General features: G+C 72.3%; 14 protein-coding genes and 1 riboswitch. Of the genes, 6 read left to right on the top strand and 8 right to left on the bottom strand.

Going from position 1 to position 20,914, the window contains the following annotated elements:
• The first annotated feature begins 102 nt into the window (after positions 1 to 102).
• The 4 genes from ACZ47G_RS10910 (at position 103) to ACZ47G_RS10895 (ending at position 3,813) form a co-directional block, all read left to right on the top strand.
• The gene (locus tag ACZ47G_RS10910; protein ID WP_465741135.1) at positions 103 to 1,332 is read left to right on the top strand and encodes a hypothetical protein; all 1,230 of its coding nucleotides are present in this window, start codon (positions 103 to 105) and stop codon (positions 1,330 to 1,332) included.
• Positions 1,316 to 2,086: an alpha-ketoglutarate-dependent dioxygenase AlkB family protein gene (locus tag ACZ47G_RS10905; RefSeq protein WP_465741133.1), complete on the top strand. Its 771-nt coding sequence runs from the start codon at positions 1,316 to 1,318 to the stop codon at positions 2,084 to 2,086. Before ACZ47G_RS10910 ends, ACZ47G_RS10905 begins: the two co-directional genes overlap by 17 nt.
• Before the next feature lie 229 nt (positions 2,087 to 2,315).
• Positions 2,316 to 2,879, top strand: a complete 564-nt coding sequence (locus tag ACZ47G_RS10900; protein ID WP_465741131.1) for a papain-like cysteine protease family protein — start codon at positions 2,316 to 2,318, stop codon at positions 2,877 to 2,879.
• Positions 2,880 to 2,889: 10 nt separating this feature from the next.
• Positions 2,890 to 3,813: a hypothetical protein gene (locus ACZ47G_RS10895; protein WP_465741129.1), complete on the top strand. Its 924-nt coding sequence runs from the start codon at positions 2,890 to 2,892 to the stop codon at positions 3,811 to 3,813.
• Between the two features lie 97 nt (positions 3,814 to 3,910).
• Here ACZ47G_RS10895 and ACZ47G_RS10890 read toward each other — a convergent pair whose 3' ends face one another.
• Both ACZ47G_RS10890 and ACZ47G_RS10885 read right to left on the bottom strand, forming a co-directional pair.
• Positions 3,911 to 4,918: an NADP-dependent oxidoreductase gene (locus ACZ47G_RS10890; protein WP_465741127.1), complete on the bottom strand. Its 1,008-nt coding sequence runs from the start codon at positions 4,916 to 4,918 to the stop codon at positions 3,911 to 3,913.
• 135 nt (positions 4,919 to 5,053) lie between these two features.
• Positions 5,054 to 5,935, bottom strand: coding sequence for an alpha/beta fold hydrolase (locus ACZ47G_RS10885; RefSeq protein WP_465741125.1), 882 nt, complete (start codon positions 5,933 to 5,935; stop codon positions 5,054 to 5,056).
• Positions 5,936 to 6,038: 103 nt separating this feature from the next.
• Here ACZ47G_RS10885 and ACZ47G_RS10880 point away from each other — a divergent pair, with 103 nt between their 5' ends.
• Positions 6,039 to 8,012 (top strand): AfsR/SARP family transcriptional regulator, encoded by a 1,974-nt coding sequence (locus ACZ47G_RS10880; protein WP_465741123.1) that lies wholly within the window; start codon positions 6,039 to 6,041, stop codon positions 8,010 to 8,012.
• A gap of 103 nt (positions 8,013 to 8,115) precedes the next feature.
• On the opposite strand, the gene ACZ47G_RS10875 is transcribed toward ACZ47G_RS10880, so the two are convergent.
• A complete protein-coding gene (locus ACZ47G_RS10875; RefSeq protein ID WP_465741121.1) occupies positions 8,116 to 10,680 on the bottom strand; it encodes a collagenase in 2,565 nt (854 codons plus the stop codon).
• A gap of 367 nt (positions 10,681 to 11,047) precedes the next feature.
• Here ACZ47G_RS10875 and ACZ47G_RS10870 point away from each other — a divergent pair, with 367 nt between their 5' ends.
• Positions 11,048 to 13,600, top strand: a complete 2,553-nt coding sequence (locus tag ACZ47G_RS10870) for a collagenase (protein ID WP_465741119.1) — start codon at positions 11,048 to 11,050, stop codon at positions 13,598 to 13,600.
• Positions 13,601 to 13,730: 130 nt separating this feature from the next.
• Here ACZ47G_RS10870 and ACZ47G_RS10865 read toward each other — a convergent pair whose 3' ends face one another.
• The 5 genes from ACZ47G_RS10865 to ACZ47G_RS10845 form a co-directional block, all read right to left on the bottom strand.
• On the bottom strand, positions 13,731 to 14,456 hold the full coding sequence (locus ACZ47G_RS10865; RefSeq protein WP_465741117.1) for a hypothetical protein: 726 nt from the start codon (positions 14,454 to 14,456) through the stop codon (positions 13,731 to 13,733).
• Positions 14,457 to 14,590: 134 nt separating this feature from the next.
• Positions 14,591 to 15,238, bottom strand: a complete 648-nt coding sequence (gene ribB, locus ACZ47G_RS10860) for a 3,4-dihydroxy-2-butanone-4-phosphate synthase (RefSeq protein WP_465741115.1) — start codon at positions 15,236 to 15,238, stop codon at positions 14,591 to 14,593.
• Positions 15,239 to 15,486: 248 nt separating this feature from the next.
• A riboswitch (FMN riboswitch) is annotated at positions 15,487 to 15,617 on the bottom strand.
• 177 nt (positions 15,618 to 15,794) lie between these two features.
• Entirely contained in the window at positions 15,795 to 18,017 is a 2,223-nt protein-coding gene (locus ACZ47G_RS10855; protein WP_465741113.1) for an RICIN domain-containing protein, read from the bottom strand.
• A gap of 160 nt (positions 18,018 to 18,177) precedes the next feature.
• Complete coding sequence (locus ACZ47G_RS10850) at positions 18,178 to 20,067, bottom strand: DUF5107 domain-containing protein (RefSeq protein ID WP_465741111.1); 1,890 nt, start codon at positions 20,065 to 20,067, stop codon at positions 18,178 to 18,180.
• A complete protein-coding gene (locus ACZ47G_RS10845) occupies positions 20,064 to 20,909 on the bottom strand; it encodes a carbohydrate ABC transporter permease (protein ID WP_465741109.1) in 846 nt (281 codons plus the stop codon). Before ACZ47G_RS10845 ends, ACZ47G_RS10850 begins: the two co-directional genes overlap by 4 nt.
• Positions 20,910 to 20,914: the final 5 nt, after the last annotated feature.

The raw sequence follows: 20,914 nt of genomic DNA, 5'->3' as shown, positions 1-20,914 counted from the left end.
CCTTCGGGGTGCTGCGGCAGCGGGCGGTGAATCCCCTTTGCCCGCTGTCGGGCCCCGTGAGAGCATCGCCGGATGGCAGGTACGGGGCGGACGGACAGGTTGATGGACACGACGGAGCCGGCGGAGGCCCGCATCGACGATGCGAGCAACATCCTGGTCGCGCCTTCGGAGTTGCACGACGACGGGGTGCTCGGGGAGTTCTTCGGGGCGACCGTCACGCCGGAGCACCTTGCTTCCGGTTCGCCCGACCTCGCGGGGAAGACCGTCTACCTGTGCGGCGACGTCTCCGGGCTCGACGTCGGTCAACTGCGCTCGGCTGACAGGGTGTTCGTCGTCCGGGAGCGGTCGCAGGGTCATCAGGAGGGCGCGGACGCCCCGTGGACCGTGGTCGGCCTCGGCCGGGTCCCCACCCGGGTGCACGGCGTCGGCGTGTACTACCGGCGCTTCTTCGGGCTCGACGCCGATCACTTCGGACGGATCCGTGCGGAGCACGAGTTCCAGTCCCTGACGGAGTCCACCAAGCCCGGTACGGCCCATCGCAGCGGGATCTACCTGACGCCCGTCACCCGCGACGGCGACGACCTGCACTTCCGTCTGCTCCGCTGCTCCACGAACCTCTCGGGGCCGACCGAGGGCTTCGGCCCGACCGACACCCGGATCGTCGAGGCGCTGAACCGCGAGGCCGCCACCGTGTTCCGGGGCCAGGCGCCGCTGAACCACGTCCTCGCGCAGATCTACCACAACACCCGTGCCACGGCCGGGCGCAAGCAGTCCAAGGCCAAGATCTCGGCCCACGCGGACAAGACCAAGGACATGCCCGGCAACGGTGTCATGGCCTTCTGCACCTTCTACGACGGGCTCGACAAGCTGCAGCCGCTGGCCGACGACGCCTTCGACCACGGGGTGAGGAAGGTCAGCGGGCTGACCAGACTCCGCTTCCGCCTCAAGGACCCGAGCGCCGAACTCGACGGGGTCGCGCTCCCGGCGCAGTTCACCCTGACCCTGCACCCGGGCTCCGTGTTCTTCATGCCGCTGTCCACCAACCGCCTGTACACCCACGAGATCCGGTCCTCGATGCTGGACGCCGAGTCGCTCCCGACCCGGCTGGGATACGTGGTGCGCTGTTCGAGCGCCGAGGCCGTGCACAGGGACGGCCGCACGTTCCTCAAGACGGCCGGAGAGCCGGTGGAGTTGGAGCCGCCCACGCCGGCCGGCCTGGACGAGCTGCGCAGGCTGTACGCCGAGGAGAACAGGACGTCGTCCTTCATCGACTACGGCGACGGATTCCGCTTCAGCATGAACACGGGAGACTACCGTGCCCCCCGGGCCTAGGACTTCGGACGAGATCCTCTCGTACGCCCTTCCGGCCGAGGGGGACCCCTTCGCGGAGCTGTCCGCGTCGGTCCATTGGGAGGACGTGGGCAAGGGCCGGCGGGGCGCCGTGCTCACCCGGGTCGACCAGGCGGGCGGGGTGCCCCTGGTCCGTACCACCACGCGGTACGGCAGCCCGGCGCAGCGTTTCCGGCCGGTGCACGAACGCCTCGCGCAACGGGTCCGGGAGCGCGCGGGGTTCGCGGCCGGTTTCAACAACGCGCTCATCGAGAGCTACACGAACGCCTACACGACCATGGGCGGCCACTCCGACCAGGCCCTCGATCTGGCCGACGAGTCGTTCATCGCCGTCTTCTCCTGCTACCGGAACCCCGAGGCGGGCCCGCCGAGGAAGCTGGTCTTCGAACCGAAGGCCGCAGACGGCGAGAGGTTCGAGGTCCCCCTCGTCCACAACGGTGTCGTCGCCTTCTCCGTCGACGCGAATCGGCGGCTCAGGCACAAGATCGTGCTGGACGCGCCCGCCGGGGCGGCCGACAACCCATGGCTGGGTGTCACCTTCCGGACCTCGAAGACCTTCCTCCGGTTCCGCGACGGGCACGCCTACCTCCCGGAGGGTGCGCGCCTGCGGCCGGCCGACGAGGAGCAGAGCCGCGAGTTCTACCGACTGCGCCGCCGGGAGAACCAGGAGACGGACTTCGGCTACCCGCCGCTGACGTACACCGTCAGCGAGAGCGATCTGCTGCCACCCGTCTGATGCCGTCCGTCTGATGCCGTCCGTCCGATCGGGCGGGCCGGACGCCCGGCTACGCGGTCGGCGAGCGGTGGCGCAACGCGCCGTCCTGCTCGGCGGTCCGCTCCGGGTGTCGGTTCACCCGTCCAGGTAACGCTCCTTCGTGTACTCTCCGTGATCGTCCGCTTTCGTGTTGTCATGGCTCCGCAAGCTCCATCGGCACACGTTCGCGTTCGCGCGGAAAGGCAGACCCATGGGCAGATCCACCATCGCGACCACGCCGGCGGCCGTCGCACTGGCGGCATCGGCGCTGCTCGGCGCCGTACCGGGCCAGGCCCACGCCGAGGCGGCGCAGGACAACATCGCCATGCTGAAGCAGGAGAAGACCCAGTGGTGCTGGGTCGCCTCCGGGCTGACGATCGCCAAGTTCCAGGGCTACGGCAGCACCCAGACGGACTTCTGCACCCGCGCCCAGCCCTACTACGGCTGCAACAACCAGCCGGCCACCCTCGACGACATGGCCAGGGGCTGGAACAGCCTCGGCATGACCCACCTCGGCTCGGGCCTGAACAGCGCGGCCACGTTCAACCAGGTCTACACCGACGTCAAGGCGGCCCGGCCGGTCGCCACCCGCATCGGGTGGACGTCCGGCGGTGGCCACATGAACGTCGTCTACGGCTTCGACACGTCGAACAACACCGTCGCCGTCGCCGACCCGTGGCCGGACACCGCCACCTACACGTGGTGGAACTACCAGGACTACGTCAGCAACAGCTCGTTCAAGTGGACCCACTCCCGGATCGGCATCTCCAGGTAAGGCAGGCGACATGCGCGACACCAGAACCTCCAGTGTGCGGGCAGCCTCCAGGCCCTCCCACCCCTCCCACCCCTCCCACCCCTCCCACCCCTCCCACCCCTCCCGCTCGTTCCGTCCGGCCGCCGTCCTGGCGGTGGGCGCCGCCGTACTGCTGGCCCTCGCCGGCCCCGCCCACGCGGCTCCGGCCAAGGACCCGGTGCCGGCGGACATCCCGGACTACCAGGCCGCCCTCGACCTGGTGCGGTCGGCCGACGTCCACGACGCCGTCTGCCGCTTCCTCAGCGTGCCGCTGCCGCAGGGCGACGCCGCCGGAACGGCACAGCGGATCCCCGACAACGCCGCGCCGTGCGAGGGAATGCCGGCGTTCACCGTCAACGACCCGCTGGCCCTGAACGAGATCACCCCCGGCTTCGTCGCGGGGACGGCGCTGCCGATCCCCACCGAGGCGATCCGGCTGAGCCAGCTGGTATCGGCGTTGAACGCCCCGGTCAACGGCCGCAACGCCACCGTCCTGCTCGCCCCCACCGAGGGCGGCGGCTGGCACCTGGCCGGGGTGCGCGACGGCGACAGCGACGCCGTGTACGCGGGCAAGGCCACGGTGGGGAGCCTGGTGTTCAGCGAGCCGCAGATCCGCGGCTGGTACCAACTGACCGTCAGCACCGTGAAACCGCTCAACGACCAGGCGCGGCAAGGGCTGAACGGTCAGGACTCGGCCTCGCTGAGCGCCTACCAGAAGCTGGTCAAGGCCCGCTACGCCGACAAGCTGCCCGGCTCGGAGTACGCCGCCGCCGGGATGTCCAGCGGTTACGGCGCCGCGCGGACGATGGAGCCGGCCTCGTCCTCGACGCCGATGCTGGTCGGCGGTTCGACCGCGGCGCTGGTGCTCGCGGGCGGTGTCCTGGCGCTCCGCCGCCGTCGGCGGACCACCGGCTGATCCCGGACGGTCCGTCCCGCCGGGCCCGCAGGGGAACGCCCCCGCGGGCCCGGTCGGCGTACGGGCACCGGTGGGCGCGGGGGCGCGGGGGAGCGCCTCACACCACGCGCAGCACCAGCTTGCCGGTGTTCTCGCCGCGGAACAGCATCCCGAGGGTCTCCGGGAAGTCCGCCACGCCGCCCTCCACCAGGTGCTCCTTGACCTTGATCCGGCCCTCGCCGATCCAGCCCGCGAGCTCGGCCGCCGCCTGCGCGTACCGGCGGGCGTAGTCGAAGACCACGAAGCCCTCCATCCGGGCCCGACGCACCAGCAGGGAAAGGTAGTTGGACGGGCCCTGGACGGAGTCCTCGTTGTTGTACTGGCTGATCGCGCCGCAGATCACCACCCGGGCGTGCATCGCCAGCCGGGTCAGCGCGGCGTCCAGGATCGGGCCGCCGACGTTGTCGAAGTAGACGTCGATGCCGTCCGGGGCGTGGGTGCGCAGCGCCTTGCGGACGTCCTCGGCGCGGTAGTCGATCGCGGCGTCGAAGCCGAGCTCGTCCGTCAGCAGCGCGCACTTCTCCGGCCCGCCCGCGATCCCGACCACCCGGCAGCCCTTCACCTTGGCGATCTGCCCGACCATCGTGCCGACCGCCCCGGCGGCGCCGGAGACCACCACGGTCTCGCCCTCCTTGAGCGCGCCGACCTCCAGCAGGCCGAAGTAGGCCGTCATCCCGGGCATCCCGAGCGCCCCGAGGTAGGTGGACAGCGGGGCCAGCGCGGGATCCACCTTGAGCGCGCCCTTGCCGTCCGACACCGCGTAGTCCTGCACCCCGAAGGCGCCCACCACGTGGTCGCCGACCTGGAACCCAGGGTGGTTCGACGCGACCACCTCGACCACCGACCCGGCCCGCATCACCTCGCCCAGCCCCACCGGCGGCAGGTACGACGGCCGGTCGTCCAGCCACCCGCGCATCGCCGGGTCCAGCGACACGTACCGCGTCCGCCCCAGGAACTCCCCGTCCCCGGGCACCCCCACGGCCTCCTCCCCGTACGCCCAGTCCTCCGGCCGGACCTCACCGACCGGACGACGGGCAAGGCGGATCTGGCGGTTGACGGCGGTCATGGGCAACTCCCGGGGGCGTACTCGCACGGAACACGGACAGATGCCCGAGTCTAAGCAAGCGCTTAATCAGCTGGCTAGAGATCGTCCGAAATCGGTTCACCCGCAGTGGTGGGACCGGCGGGTTCCAAGGCGCTCCTACCGGGCCAGCAGGTCGCGGAGGGCGGTGGTGACCAGGGCCGGTGCCTCCTCGGCCATGAAGTGGCCGCAGGTGACGGTGCGGTGGTCCAGGTCGGGGGCCCAGGCGCGCCAGCGGGCGGCGGCGTCGAAGCCGAGGGCGGCGCCCCAGTCCTGCTGGAGGACGGTGACGGGCATGGCGAGCAGGCGCCCGGCCGCGCGGTCGGCGGTGTCGTGGTCGACGTCGACGCCGGCCGAGGCGCGGTAGTCGGCGACGATGGACGGGACGGCCGCGCGGCAGGCGGCCAGGTAGGCGGCGCGGACGTCGGCGGGGATCGCTGCGGTGTCGCGGGACCACGAGTCGAGGAAGTGGCCGAAGAACGCGTCCGCCGAGGCGGCGATCATCCGCTCCGGCAGGCCCGGCGGCTGGGCCATCAGGTAGAGGTGGAAGCCGACGGCCGCCGTGGTGCCGTGCATCACCTCCCACATGTCGAGGGTCGGCAGGACGTCCAGCGCGGCGAGGTGGGTGACCCGGTCGGGGTGGTCCATGGCGGCGCGGAAGGCGACCAGCGCGCCCCGGTCGTGCCCGGCCAGCGCGAAGCGCCGGTGGCCGAGCGCGGCGGCCAGGGCGACGATGTCGGCGGCCATGGTGCGCTTGGCGTAGGCGAGGCCGTCGGGGGTCTCGGCGGGCTTGTCGCTGGCGCCGTAGCCGCGCAGGTCGGGGCAGATCACGGTGTGGTCGGCGGCGAGGTCGGCGGCCACGGCCCGCCACATCAGGTGGGTCTGCGGGAAGCCGTGCAGCAGCACGACCGGGCTGCCCTGGCCGCCGATCGCGGTGTGCAGCGAGACCCCGTCGGCCACGGGCACGCGGCGGTGGTCGAAGCCGGGGATGGTGACGGTCATGGCGAAGCCTCTCGTTCGGGGGCGGACGGTACGAGCCTGCCGGGCCCGGATCAGCATTCGATCAGCGCGGTAGCCTGACCTGCGGGAACGGCGGGAGGACGGAATGGCGCAGGTCACCTTCGGGGTGCTCGGTCCGCTGACGGCGGAGCGGGACGGCACCGCCCTCGGGCTCAGGGGGCCCCGGCACCGGGCGGTGCTGGCCCGGCTGATCGTGGCCCGCCGCCGGGTCGTGCCCGTCACCCGGCTGGTCGACGACCTGTGGGCCGACCCGCCGCCCGCCGCCCTCGGCGCCCTGCGCACCTTCGTCGCCGACCTGCGCCGGGTGCTCGAACCCGACCGGCCGCCCCGGGCGCCCGCCCGGCTGCTCGCCACCGAGGGGCCCGGGTACGTGCTGCGCGCCGAACCGCGGGCGGTGGACGCCTGGCGCTTCGAGGCGGCCGTCACCGGGACGGCCGCCACCGACGCGGACTCCGGCCCGTCCGCCGAGCGTGCCCTGGCCGTGTTGGACGAGGCCCTGGCGCTGTGGCGCGGCCCCGCCCACGCCGACCATCCGGACGAGGACTGGAGCCGCGCCGAACGGACCCGGCTCACCGAACTGCGGCTGCGCGCCGTCGAACAGCGCGCCGGAGCCCTGCTCGCGCTCGGCCGGGCCGCCCAGGCCGTGCCGGACCTGCGCGCCCACCTCGCCGACCACCCCTGGCGCGAGGAGGCCTGGCGGCTGCTGGCCCTCGCCCAGTACCGGAGCGGCCGTCAGGGTGAGGCACTGGCCGCCCTGCGCGAGGCCCGGGCGGTCCTCGCGGACGGCCTCGGACTGGACCCGGGCCCCGCGCTGCGCCGCCTGGAGGCGGACATCCTGGCCCAGGACCGGGGGCTCGACCCGGCGGCCGACACCTCGGCGGCCCGGCTGTGGCACGACGCGGCGACGGTGTACGACCGGACGGTGGCGCTCGGCGCGCGGGCGCGGCTGGAGAGCACGGTCGGCCTGATGCGCAGCCTCGCGGTGAGCGGCGGCGAGGGCCTGCACGCGGCCCGCGAGCAGCGGATGGCGGTGATCGCGGGCGCGGAGGAGTACGGCGACCCGGAGCTGACCGCCCGGGTCATCGGCGCGTACGACGTCCCGGCGATCTGGACCCGCAGCGACGACCCGGACCTCGCCGCCCGGGTGGTCGCGGCCGCCGAGCGCACCCTGGCCGCCCTGCCCGCCGGTGACGGCGTCGCCCGCTGCCGACTGCTCGCCACCGTCGCCCTGGAGTCACGCGGCAGCCGCGAACCACGGCCCCCGCGGGCCGCCCGCGAGGCGGAGGCGATCGCCCGCCGGCTGCACGACCCGGCGCTGCTCGCCTTCGCCCTGAACGGACGGTTCATGCAGTCCTGCACCCGGGCCGGCCTGGCGGCCGAACGCGACGCCGTCGGCGCCGAGCTGGTGGCGCTGTCGGCCCGGCACGGGCTGACCGTCCACGAGGTGCTCGGGCGGCTGATCCGCCTCCAGTGCGCCTGTGCCCGGGGGGACTTCGCGGCCGCCGACCAACACGCCGACGCGGCAATGGAGTTGTCGAACCGTCATGAACTGCCGCTGGTGCGGGTGTTCGCCGACTGGTACCGGGCGCTGCGCTCGGCCGCCCGCGGGCGCACCGCCGAGGCGGAGTCGGCCTACCGCGCGGCGGCCGCGGGCCTGCACGGCGCGGGCATGCCGGGGCTGGCGGCGGGCCTGTTGCCGCTCGCGCTGCTGGCTCTGCGGATCGCGGACGGGGAGCGCCGCCCCGAGGTGGACCTGAGTCTGGACTGGGGCCCGCACCGGCCCTGGGCCGAGCCCTTCGCCCTGCTGGCCGCCGGTGACCGCGCCGCGGCCCGGGCGGCGCTGCGGGCGCTGCCGCCGTCGCCCGCCGACCTGCTGTACGAGGCCCGCTACGGCCTGGAGGCCGTGCTGGCGGTCGAGTCGGGCGACCGCGAGGCGATGGCGCGGGCCCGGGACGCACTGCTGCCCGCCGCCGGCGAACTCGCCGGGGCGGGCAGCGGTCTGCTCACTCTGGGGTCGGTCGACGGCCATCTCGCCGCCCTGTCGAAGGGGTTGGGTTAGGGCGTGCCTGACAGTTCGCGTCGGATCAGCGCGTGCCCCGGCGTCGCGCGCCCGGCGGGAATTGTCAGACACGCCCCAGGCCTGAGCCGGTGGTGCCGGTCGGTCAGTACTGGGCGCTGACGGTCACACCGCTGAAGTCGGTGTCGGCGTGCAGGCTGACGTACCGGTAGCCGGCCGTCGGGTTGGTGACGGTGAGGGTCTGCGCGGTGCCGGGCTTGGTGGAGGAGGCGGTGAAGGCGGTGGGGGAGGCCCAGGTGTCGGCGTTGTAGTAGAGCGAGGCGTTGCCGGTGCCGCCAGAGCTGGAGACCTTCAGGGTGGTGGTGCCGGCCGGCAGGTAGAGGTAGAAGTAGTCGAGGCTGCCGGCGGTGCGGGCCTGGTTCGGCCGGGAGCAGTTCTGGCCGAGCGCGTCGGTGCGCGGGTCGGTGCAGGTCGGCAGGGTGGTGCTGCCACCGCCGGCGGTGACGGTGACCGAGGTCGGGGTGGCGGCGGTCCGACCGGCGCTGTCGGTCACGGTCAGGGCGACGGTGTAGGTGCCGGCGGCGGCGTAGGTGTGGACCGGGTTGCGCTGGTCGGAGCTGCTGCCGTCACCGAAGGTCCAGTGCCAGGAGGTCAGCGAGGCCTGGGAGTTGGTCTCGACGGACTTGTCGGTGAGGGTGACGGTGGCGCCGTCGACGGCCTGGCCGAAGAGCGCGGTGGGGCCGTCGGCGTAGCAGGCACCGGCGGCGCAGGCGTTCAGCCAGGTGTCGAAGTCGGCGTCGTAGGAGGTGCCGAGGCCGTTGTAGACCGCGTAGCCGCCCTGGTAGTCACCGGTGCGGAAGTGGCCGAGCATGTTCTGGACGTCGGCCGGGTGCTTCTCCAGCATGTAGCGGACGGCGAGGTAGCCCCACGGGTAGGTGCGCACCGTGTCCGAGTTGTCGTAGGTGTTCTGGAGGACGGTGCTCAGCTTGTACCGGTGGGTGGCGGCCTCGGCCATCGCCTGGGTGTCGGTGGTGCCGCGGTAGCTGTAGGACTCGTACTCGGCGACGCCCTCGATCCACCAGATGTCGGGGACGGAGATCTCGGTGCCGAAGTTGCCCTTCATGTCGTAGATGTTGTCGAGGTAGTGGGTGTACTCGTGGTTGAGGTTCCACACGTTGGCGGGGAAGCCGTCGTCGTAGGACTTCCGGTACATCACCGACACGGGCTTGTTGTTGGGGTCGGTGACGTCCATGACGGTCTGGCCGCCGTTGTTGGTGGAGTTGTTGTAGATGGCCCAGGAGTAGGTGAGGTAGTCGGCCTGGCTCTTGAAGACGGCGAGGGTGATGGTCTTGCCGTACTGGCCGGGGATCGGGCCGTTGTCCTTGACCATGGAGTGGAAGAAGGTGTCCTCGCCGCGCAGGCTCGCGCAGACGGTGGCCAGCTCCGCGGAGGTGAGGTTCTCGGTGCGTATGGTGCGGTTGTCGCACTCCAGGGTGTTGGGCAGGACGGCGGCGGTGAGCTTGCCGGGCAGGTCGCAGGTGCCGTAGTAGGAGCACTGCGCGCCGTCGTACTGGTTGGCGTTGTACGCGGTGTAGACGTACAGCGGGCCGGTGCTGCCGACGACCGGGGTGCCGTCGAGGACCTGCTTGACCAGCGGGCGGGTGAAGGCCGTGACGGAGCCGCCGTCGCCGGTGGTGCGGGCGAGGTCGTTGCCGGCGTTGACGTCGAGGAACTGGTTGGCGGTGCCGAGCAGGTCCTTGTGCTTCTGCGCGAAGTTCGCCAGGGCGGTGATCACGCCCTGGTCGGCGCTGATCGCGCTGACGTAGTCCGGGTTCCAGTTGGCCCGCCACAGCGGCGCGTACAGCACGGCGTTGACGGCCTTCACCATCTTGGGGAAGGCGTTGTAGCCGTTGTCGTAGCCGTTCAGGACCTGCTGGTAGACGTTCAGGTAGTGGCCCTGGATGTCGGCGCTGTCGGTGAGGATCAGCACCTCGTTGAGCACGGTGCCGTTGGCGTCGCTGACGTCCTTCCAGTGCGCGCCGGCGAAGAAGGCGTCGAGGCCGGCCTGGACGGTTCCGGTGAGCGAGGCGTCGTAGGGGCCGACGGTGCCCGCGTTGTTGGACTGGACGTAGTAGCCGGCCCGCAGGAAGAGCACCAGCTGCAGGAGGTTGGCGGAGTTGTCGCCGGTGTAGCTCCCGGCCTGGGCCTTGAAGGCGTTGGCGACGGCGAGCATCTGGGACTGCTTGAAGACGGCGGTCGCGTCGCCGCCGGTGACGTTGAACAGGGTGTTGACGCAGTCCGTGGTCGCGCCCTGGACGAAGGAGACCAGGTCGGCGCCACTGCGGGAGCCGAAGTCGGCGGGCGTGCAGCCGGCGGCGGCCGGTGCGGCCTGGGCGGTCGGCGCGTGCTTGGCCGCCGCCGGGGCGGTCGGGTGCCGGCTGGTCTGGACGGCCGTGCCGGTGGGCTGCAGCGCCTGGCCGAGCTGCTCCGGCGGCAGCGGCGCGGCGGTGCGGCCCAGGTCCTCGGAGACGGGGGCCGCGACCTCGGCGCCGAACGGCTTGGGCGCTGCGGGCGCTTTGGCCGTGGCGGACTGCGCCGTCGGCGCCGCGGCGGCGGTCGTGGACGCGGCGAGGGCGGGGGTGGGGAGCAGGGTGGCGGGGCCGGCGAGGGCGGCGGCCACCAGGAGCGGAAGGGATTGGCGCAGGCGCACTGCGGTGTCCTTGTCCTGAGGTGGGGGAGGTGACGCGGCGTCGGCCACGAGGCGGAGGGGGAAGTTGACGTGTGACCTGTCACCGGAATCAGGGTCAGAACAATGTCACAGGTTATATGTCATCGCAAGGGCGTGCGCAGGGGTGCGTGGAGGGGTGTGCGGAGGGGTTGCGGAGGGGCGGACGGACGCGGACGGGCGGCCGTCGGTGACCCTGCCGTGCTTCGTGTCCGAAGGGCGGATGCACGAACCAAAGTGACATGTCACACCCTATTGATTGTGACGGGTCGTCCGTGGCACGGTGCCAGGCGACGCCTCCGCGGCAAGCGCGTCGGAGGCTCACCCCCACGCCCCCCAGCAAGGAGTGACGATGCGTCACCTACGTCGGCTACCCCGGGCACTGGCCGTGCTCGCCGCCGCCAGCACCGCCATCACCGGCCTCGCCGCCGCCCCGAGCTTCGCCGCCCCCACGGCGCAGGCCGGCCAGCAGGTGAGCCGGGCCCCGCAAGCCGCGCACCCCCAGGGCATAGCCCCCACCGGCACCGCGTTCGGCCTCGACACCCACGCCGAGACCCAGGCGGGCCGCCTCGCACCCGCGCAACTCCCGCCCCGCTCACCGCAGTCGGCCGCCCCGCAGGCCCCGACGCCCAAGCTCGCCAAGGCTCCGACCAAGGGGGCCGCCGCCGTCGGCGGGCACGCGGCCGGTGCGGCCCAAACCTCCTGCACCCCGGCCGACTTCAGCAGCCGCAGCGGCGCCGACCTGGTGAGCTACCTCCAGGGCTCGCCCGTCGACTGCGTCAGCTCGCTGTTCCGGATCACCGGCGGCGACGCCCACGGGGTGTTCCAGCAGAGCCAGATGCTCGCCGTCGCCAACGGCCTGAAGGGCGCCGCCGCCTCGTACACCGGCGACAACTCCACCGGGATCTACCAGCTGGTCTACTTCCTCCAGGCCGGCTACTTCGTGCAGTACTACCACCCGGCCGACGTCGGCACCTACGACGCGACGCTCACCGCCGCGGTGCAGTCCGCGCTCGACACCCTGGTGGCAAGCCCGCACTTCCTGGACGTCAACGACGGCAACGGCCAGGTCGCCGGCCAGGCGATGGTCCTCTCCGACAGCGCCAACCTCCAGGCCCACTACCTGGGCACCTACCAGCGGGTGCTGAACGCGTACAACAGCTCGTGGGACGCGTCCTGGTACATGGTGAACTTCGCGAACAGCGTGTACACCCCGATCTTCCGCGGCCACCAGAACGCCGACTACGTCGCGGCGGTCACCGCCGACCCGAGCATCATCAACACCCTCGACAGCTTCGCGCTGAACCACAAGGGCATGCTCGGCGGCACCAACTCCTTCCTGGACTCCAACGCCGGCCTGGAGACGGCCCGGTTCATCGAGCACCCGGCGCTGACCGACACCGTCCGGCCGCTGATCAAGGGCCTGATGGACGCCTCCGCGATCACCGGCCCCACCGCGCCGCTCTGGGTCGGCGTGGCCGGCATGGCCGCCTTCTACGACAAGGCGAACTGCTCGTACTACGGCGTCTGCAACCTGTCGGACCAGCTCAAGGCCGCCGCCCTGCCGGTCAGCCACACCTGCGACTCCAGCCACAGCATCCTGGCACAGAGCCTGACCGCCGCCGATCTCGCCGCCGTCTGCGCCAGCCTCCAGAACCAGGACCCGTTCTTCCACAACCTGGTCAAGGACAGCGGCCCGATCGCCGGTCAGTACGAGAACTCGCTGCAGCTGGTGGTGTTCGCCTCGCCGCAGGACTACCAGACCTACGCGGGCGGCATCTACGGCATCAGCACCAACAACGGCGGCATGACCCTGATCGGCGACCCGACGGCCCCCGGCAACCAGCCGATCTCGGTGACCTACCAGAACGGCAACGACGGCTTCACCGCGGGCGTCTGGAACCTCAACCACGAGTACACCCACGCCCTCGACGGCCGCCTCGACATGAAGGGCGACTTCACCCAGCAGATCTCCGTCCCGGACGTCTGGTGGATCGAGGGCGTCGCCGAGTACGTCTCCTACAGCTACCGCAACGTCACCGACACCGGCGCGATCGCCGAGGCGCCCAAGCACACCTACGCGCTCAGCACGCTGTTCCAGAACACCTACGACAACAGCGACACCACCCGCACCTACCCGTGGGGCTACCTGGCCGTCCGCTTCATGGCCGAGAAGCACCCGGACGTCATCCGGAACATGCTGGGCCACTTCCGCACCGGCGACTACACCGGCGGCTACGCGACCTACAACTCGATCGGCACCGCGTACGACGCCGAGTTCAACACCTGGCTGGACGCCTGCGCCGCCGGCGCCTGCGTGGTGGGCGGCACCCCGACCGCCGCCTTCACCGCCGCCCCGTCCGGCCTGAACGTCCAGTTCACCGACCAGTCGACCGAGTCCGGCGGCTCCATCGCCTCCTGGGCCTGGAACTTCGGTGACGGCGCCACCTCCACCAGCCAGAGCCCCGCGCACAGCTACACCGCGGCCGGCAGCTACACCGTCAGCCTCACGGTGACCGACGGCAACGGCAAGACCAACACCATCAGCCAGTCCGTCACGGTCGGCAGCCTCACCGGCTGCACCGCCGCCGACGCCCGCGTGCTGGACAAGAACTGCTCCCGCACCGGCCAGTCCGCGACCGCCGGCAACCTGGACTACTACTACATCTACCTGCCGGCCGGCACCACCACCCTCAAGGTCTCCAGCTCCGGCGGCACCGGCACCGCCTACCTGCTCTACAACCCCGACACCTGGGCCACCCCGAGCGCCTACACCACCGGCTCCACCACCAACGGCACCACCAGCCAGAGCCTGACCGTCACCAACACCACGGCCGGCTACCGCTACATCAGCCTCTACGCCCAGACCGACTTCAGCGGCGTCACCATCACCACCCAGTACTGATCCCGACCCGCACGACGGCGGCGGCCCGGAGCACCGGCTCCGGGCCGCCGCCCGTTCGCCGTTCGCCGTTCGCCGGGCCCCGGGATGCGGGACGCTCGCGGTCCGTCAGCCGGCCCACGAGCACGTCAGGTCAGTCGGTGAAGTCCAGTTCCGGGTAGTAGCCGCGTTGGTACGGCGACAGACCGAAGACGCTCAGCTCGCCCCCGCCCCGACAGATGGCGCAGACCTTCGTCGTGCGGCACTCCCGGCATCGGCCCTTGCGCCCGGTCCGGTCGAGCACCCAGCCGCGGCCGGCGCAGCCGGGGCACCAGCCGAGGCCGTCGCACTCGTAGCAGAGGACGTAACCGGGTGTGAGGGTTTCCGGCGTCCGCACCGGCTCGGGCGTCGGCTCCGGCTCCGGCTCCGGCTCCGGCGTCCGCTCCGGCTCCGGCTGCCGGACCGGTGGCGGGGCGGACAGGTCCAGGGCCGGCGTCCGCGCGCGGAACACCACGGCGGGTGTGTCGTCGCTGGTCAGGATGCGGATCTCGTTGCCGTCCCGGTGAGCGACGAGCACCGTCCAGAGTCTCCCGTCGTCATCCTCCTGTGACGCCGTGACGTCCCAACCGGCGGCACGGAGGAGGGAGGTCGCACGGGAGGCCGTCTCGGCGGCGGTGGAGGTCTTCGGACGATTGCCCTGGTACCGCGTCGCGTAGTGGTGGAGCGGCGGCTCGTGTCGGCCGGCGACCTTCGGCTCGTCGAGGGACAGTCGGCGGAGGTGCACACGAATGGTCAAATGCGTGAGCAGCGTGACCAGTTGCTTGCGCAGCGAGTGCCTCAACCGGTCCAGTTCGGCACGCGCTTCCGATGTCTCATCCATGTCAGCCCCCTGGCGCTGGAACGTACCACAGGGCCACTCCCGCATCCGCCGGTCGGGGGGTCGGGGGGTCGGGGGGTCGGGCCGCGGCGCCGTGGCCCGACCACCCTGTCCAGGGGGTGCTGCTATCCGCTGCGTCAGGCGGTGGGCTCGGCGGCCTGCAGGTAGGCCCGCAGGTCGCCCACCGAGATCAGCACCAGTCCGTCGCGTTCGGCGAGGGCCCGCAGGTCGCCGAGGCGGGCCATGCTCCAGTCCGGCCGGACGACCTCGCACATGGTGGTCACGCCGGACAGTCCGGCCAGGCGGGACAGGTCCACCGCGGCTTCGGTGTGCCCGTCCCGCTCCAGCACGCCGCCGCGGGCCGCCCGCACCGGGAAGATGTGGCCGGGGCGTCCGAGGTCGTCCGGCCCGGTGGTCGGGTCGGCCAACGCCTGGGTGGTGCGGGCCCGCTCGTCGACCGGGATGCCGGTGGTGCCGCCGGCGATCAGGTCCACCGAGACGGTGAAGGCCGTGCCGTGCAGACCGGAGTTGTCGGCCGTCATCTGCGGCAGGCCGAGTTCCTCGCACCGCTCGTACGGCAGTGCCGCGCAGACCACGCCGGAGGAGTGGTCCAGCATGTACCGCATCGCGGCCTCGTCGGTGTGCTCGGCCGCCACCATGAGGTCGCCCTCGTTCTCGCGGGACTCGTCGTCGAAGACGATCACGAAGGCACCGCGGCGAAAGGCCTCGATCGCCTGTTCCACGTGGTGCAGGCGGTCGGTGGGGGTCGGAAATGTGGTTGCCATCTGCTCTCTCCTGGTCGGGAACCCCGGACCGGTGGGTCCGTGGGGTTCGCTGATCTGCGAGAGAACGCGGCCATCCGGAAGGACGCGTGACGACGCACACGGCCTTCCGCAATGGACGGCGCCCGGTGCGCGGGAGGATGACGAGTTGGCAGCCCGCCCCCGTGCACAGACGCCGTTCCGGGGAAAGCGAGCACCAAGCCGCGCGGCGGGCAGGGGAGTTGACCCCCGCCCGGGCGGACGATGTGTCGCCGCGCACTACCTTTCATCCGGACTTTCACCGTCGGTCCTGGAGTTTCACCAGGTCAACCAGCCGATGGCTTCGGCTGGGTCGCGGACTTTCACCGCCGGTTCGGAATTGCACCGACCCCGGAGCGCGCGAACACTCGGGAGGATCATGACACATCCTCCGCGGTACGTGGAGGTGGTTCATGACACATCGAAGGGGACCGGGCCGTCGCCGCGGCGGTCGAGCGGGCCGAGCACCCGGGGGTGCTCGGCCCGCGGCGCGGCAGGTCCGCCGGGGTCGGCCGGTCGCTGAACGGCCCTGGTCAGTAGGTCACTTGAGGGTCCAGTGCTGGAGCGCCGAACCGCTGTCCGGCTGCTGGGTCACCGGGGCGCCGTCGGTGGTGGAGGCGGTGGTGAGCAGCAGGCCGCTGTGGACGTTGGTGAGGGTGTACGTGCCGTCGGCGCGGCGGCCGGCGCTCCAGTGCTGGTTGGCGCCGCCGGTGCAGGTCCACTGGATGACGGTGGTGCCGGGGGCGGTGGCGCCGCCGTCGTCGTCGGCGCAGAGCCGGGACTCGGCGTTGACGAGCTGGTAGGAGCCGTCGGGCTGTTGGGTGAACTGCCAGTTCTGGTTGGCGCCGCCGTTGGGGGCCCAGGTGATCAGCTGGGTGCCGGCGGTGGTGCTGTGGCCGGGGTCGTCGAGGGCCTTGCCGTTGGCGGTCAGGGTGTGGGTGCCGTTGAGGTTGCCGGGGGCGGTGCCGACGGCGGTCATGGTGAGGGTCTGCTGGGTGGCGGTGCGGCCGCCGCCGACGCCGCTGCCGGTGGTGTCGGTCCAGTTGCGGGGGGCGGTGGTCTCGGCGGTGCCGCCGTTGCCGGCGGTCAGGCCGAGGACCAGGCCGCTGTACCGGTTGACCAGGCGGTAGCCGCCGGTCCCCGTGGCGTCGGGGAGGATGAACCACTGCTGGCCGACGGCGGCGGTGCCGCCGGCGGGGGCGGTGACGGTGGGCTGGGCGCCCCAGGCGCGGCCCGCCGTGCCGGTGGCGTCGACGCCGAGCAGTGCTCCGCTGGCGGCGTTGGTGATCCGGTAGGAGCCGTCGCCGTTGCCGGTGAAGCTCCAGGCCTCCCGGGCGGAGCCGGTGGGGGCGGCCGTGGAGGTGGTGGCGGAGCCGCTCGCGGCCTGGGTGAGGATCCGGCCGTTGCCGCTGGCGATGCGGTAGGTCCTGGTCGGGTCGAAGGGGGAGGCGGCGGGGGCGGAGGAGTCGACGGTGACGTTGGCGTACTCGCCGTCGGACTTGGCGCAGGCGATGGAGCAGTAGGAGCGGAAGCTCTTGCCGATGATGGTGGTGCTGGTGAGGTTGGCGCTGTCCAGCATCCAGCGGTACCAGGAGCCGGAGGTGTAGCTGCCGGAGTCGCCGGCCAGGTGCCACTGCTGGGTGGCGAGGTCGGAGGTGACGTAGAACTGCTGCGGCGCGGTGCCGGAGACCACCTCGGGCTCGCCGATGTACAGGCCGAGGTAGGCGTCGTAGGAGACGTTCATGATGAACAGCGGCGACTTGGCGGGCAGCACCCCGGCCGCGACCTGCTGGTCGACGCTGCCGGTGTTGGTGGGGCGATAGTCCTGGGCGACCGGGGTGTAGCCGCTCGGGGCGGCTGCGGTCGCCGGGACCATGTTGCTCTCCAGACCGCCCGTGCCGGGCTGGGTCCAGGCGCCGTCGTACCACTTCTGCCAGGTGCCGGCCGCCATCTTGCCGGAGATCGGGGAGCGGGCGACGTGCGCCAGGCCGCCGTTGCCGCCGCCGACGCCCGCCTTGGGGACGATCCGCGAGCCGTAGAAGACGTAGAAGTAGCCGGAGGCGGTGTCGACGAACAGCCGCTGGTCGCCGTCTCCGTAGTCGTAGGTCTGCTGGGGGAAGGCCGAGTTGTCGCCCCGGGTGGTGCTGTAGGGGGAGGTGATGGCGTGGCCGGAGATGGTCCAGGTGTGGCCCTGGTCGTGGGAGACGGCGGTGTCGATGGCGTCGTAGTGCAGGCCGTCGCCGAACGGCTGCGGGGTGAACTCGTTGTGCACCAGGCCGCGCCAGTCCCCGGTGTCCGGGTCGACCCAGACCCCGACCAGGTCGCAGTAGTTCGGCTGGGAGTAGCCCGAACCGGCGGGCGCGGACGTGGCGTTGACACCGGTGGGGCTGTGGTTGCAGCGCCAGGTGGTGTCGTTGTTCCGGTCGGCGGTGTTGGCGGGGTTGACGGCGTTGTCGAGCCCGGAGTCCGGGGTGGCGGTCTCGAAGTCGCGGCCGGTGAAGAAGTTCCACTGGCGGGAGTCGGTGGCGCCGTAGAGCGAGTGGGACTCCTGGAAGTGGAAGGTGCCGTCCTTGTCGAGGTACGGGGCGGCGGGGGTGTCGTCGGCGTAGTTGTACGGCCCGGTGGAGCCGATGGTGACGGTGTACGCGGGCGCGGCCGGTGCGTGCTTCGCGGGCGCCGCCGACGCCTGGAGGGCGGTGCCGCCGACCAGGGTCATGCTCAGGGCGGCTACGGCGCCGAGCAGTTTTCGTCGAGGAGCTGACACAGTGACTCCTTCTCGTCTCGGGGCCCCGCCGTGGGGGCGGGCCCCCGGGGGCACCGGCGCCGTGGGCCGGCGCCGGCGGGTCGGGGTGGGGGCCCCGACCAGCTCGTGGGTTCAGACCGACCGGCACATGGTGAGCGGCGTCGCCATGTGCCGGTCGGTCTCAGCCGTCCGCCGCCATCCGGAAGTCGTAGTGCGGGGGCACCGGTCGGCCGGGGTGGACGGCGAGCCAGAGGGTGTCCAGGGAGACCTCACCCTCGCGCATGTTGTCGACCCGGATCCCCTCGGCCAGCAGCCGGCGCACCCGGTCGTCGTCGCCGACGGCGTGGGCGGCGGTGGCCTCGGCCAGCCGGATCCGGCCGTGGGCGCGGACCGCCTCGGGCAGGGCCTCGATCAGGGAGAGGGCCTGGTGGGCGCGGTCGGCGGCGAGCAGGGCGGCCAGCACCTCGATGGTCAACTCCCGCAGCTGCGGCCGGAGTCGGTGCGCCTCGGCCATCAGGTCGGCGGCTTCCTGCGGATCGGCGGTGAGGAAGGCCAGGGCGCGCAGCGCCCAGGGGGTGCGCTGCTCGTCGAGGGAGCGGGTGAACGCCTCCCGGGCGGAGCCGGGTTCGCCGTCGGCCAGGCGCAGCAGGCCGAGCTGGTACCGGGCGTGCCAGTCCTCGGCGTGCCGCTCCAGCCGGGCGCGCCAGTGGGCGCCGGTGACCGGGGCGGCGGGCGGGTCGCTGACCGGCAGGGTGCCGGTGGTGAGCAACTGCCGCCAGGGTTCCTGTTCGACGCCCGGGGTGCCGAAGGGCAGCAGCTCCGACGGCGGCAGACACCCCGACTCGATCTCCAGGGCGGCCCAGCCGGAGCCCTCGGCCAGTTGCTCGACGGGCTCCCCGAAGTCGGCGGCGAGCCGGTGGGCGGTGTCCAGCCCGGCCGGCGGGAGCAGCCGGGCCAGCGCCTCCCCGGCGCTCTGTCGGGCCCGCTCCCAACTCCCGTGCACGGCGGCCGGGTCGGCTTCGAGCAGTCCGTACGCCTCGGTCCAGGACCAGGTCGCGCCGCCGGGCATCGGCAGGTGTTCCAGCTGGGTGCGGGCCAGTCCGGCCTGGATCTCCAGGTAGGCCGCGTCCGGGCCGGAGAGCCACTCCTGCCAGTGGCGGCCACCGGTCGAGGTGCCCCAGCAGAACAGCTTGCGTCCGCGCAGCCGCTCGGTGGAGGCCTGGACGAGGCCGGAGCCGTGGGCGTCCAGCGCGGCGATCCAGCGGCGTTCGCCGGCCGGCAGGTCGAGGAAGTAGTCGGCGGCGCGGGTGACCCGGCCGGGGTAGCTGCGATCGGTGCCGTCCAGGTGGGGGAAGTCCACCCGGGTGAGGTCGCTGACGTAGTCGCAGTGGAAGGCGTGGTCCGCCGGGCCGAGCACCCGGGTGCCGGCGTCCTGCGGGACGGCGATGTTGGACCACCAGTAGACCGGGGTGGTGTGCGGGGCGGGGTTGTGCAGCTCGACGTGGACGAAGAGCACCGGCGATCCGGCGGGCAGCCAGGTGTCCAGCCGCAGGACGACGCGCCGCAGCCGCTCGAAGGCGTACATCCGCAGCACCGGGGTGCCGTCCGGCGCGGCCAGGCGTACGGCGTGCAGCGGTTCGCAGGTGAGCGGCCAGTGCCCGGTGGTGCCGAGGTTCCACTCCACCCCGCCGGCCAGCCAGGCGTCGCGCAGCGCCAGGTTGGCGGGCTGGAGGACGGGGTTGCGGTGCAGCAGCTCCCGGCCGCTGGGCCGGTGCACCAGCGACCACAGCCGGCCGCCGAGCGAGGGCAGGAAGACCGCCGTCAGCTGCTCGTTCTCCAGTACCACGCACGGCAGTTCACGCTCGGCGCGGTTCCGGTCGTAGTCGCCCTGCCGGGTGTACGGCAGCAGCGAGGGCGGGGCGCCGTAGGCCAGGTTCCGGCGCATCTCCTCGTCCACCCCGACCCCGTCGGCGGTGTACGAGGACAGGCCGTGCAGGATCGGCAGCACCCCGGCGGCCGGATCGGCCGTGCCTTCGATCCGCAGCAGGTCCTGGCGCAGCGTGGAGGTCATTTCCCGATCCCAACCGTCATGCCCTGGATGATCCGCGTCCCCATCCAGGAGAACAGCGCGATCATCGGGGCGAGGATGATGCAGACTCCGGCGAAGGTGGTGCCGTAGTCCAGCCCGTTGAACTGCTGCGAGGCGACGAACTCGGCGAGGGCCACCGGGAGGGTGACCTTGCTCTGGCTGTTCGTCAGCACGATCGCGAAGAGCGTCTCGTTCCAGCCGGTGATGAACTGCAGCAGGAACGCGGTGATCAGCCCGCCGCGGGCGACCGGCAGGACCACCTGGAGGAAGGTGCGCAGCGGCCCGGCGCCGTCCAGGACGGCGGCCTCCTCCAGGACGCGGGGGATGCCGGAGAAGAAGCCGGTCAGCAGGAAGACGGTGAAGGGCATGGCCAGGCCGACGTAGACCAGCCCGAGGCCGAGGTCGCTGTCGGTGAGGTCGAGCTTGGCCAGGCCGACGAACAGCGGCACCACCAGCACCTGGCCGGGCACGCCCAGGCCGAGGGCGAAGAGCAGGGACAGCGAGGACGAGGTGCGCGAGCGGCGCCGGGCCAGCGCGTAGGCGCAGGGTGCGGCGAGGGCGATGGCCGCCAGTGAGGAGCAGACGGCGACGAGCACGCTGTCGACGGCGGCCTGGGCGAAGCCGCCCTCGTCCAGTGCGGTGCGGTAGTTGCCGAACCGCAGGGCGTCCGGCAGGGCGAAGTTGTGCTTGAGGATGTCGGGGCCGCTGCGCAGCGAGGTGAGGAGGATCCACAGGAGCAGCAGCAGGTTGGCGGCGACGACGGTCCACACGACCGCCGTGCCGATCCGGACCGCCGGCCCCGCCGATCGGCGTGTGCCGGGCACGGGAG

The sequence above is a fragment of the Kitasatospora sp. NPDC030952 genome, from assembly GCF_055571335.1.
The sequence above is the reverse complement of the archived record's forward strand: the minus strand, read 5'-3'. Positions and strand labels throughout refer to the sequence as shown.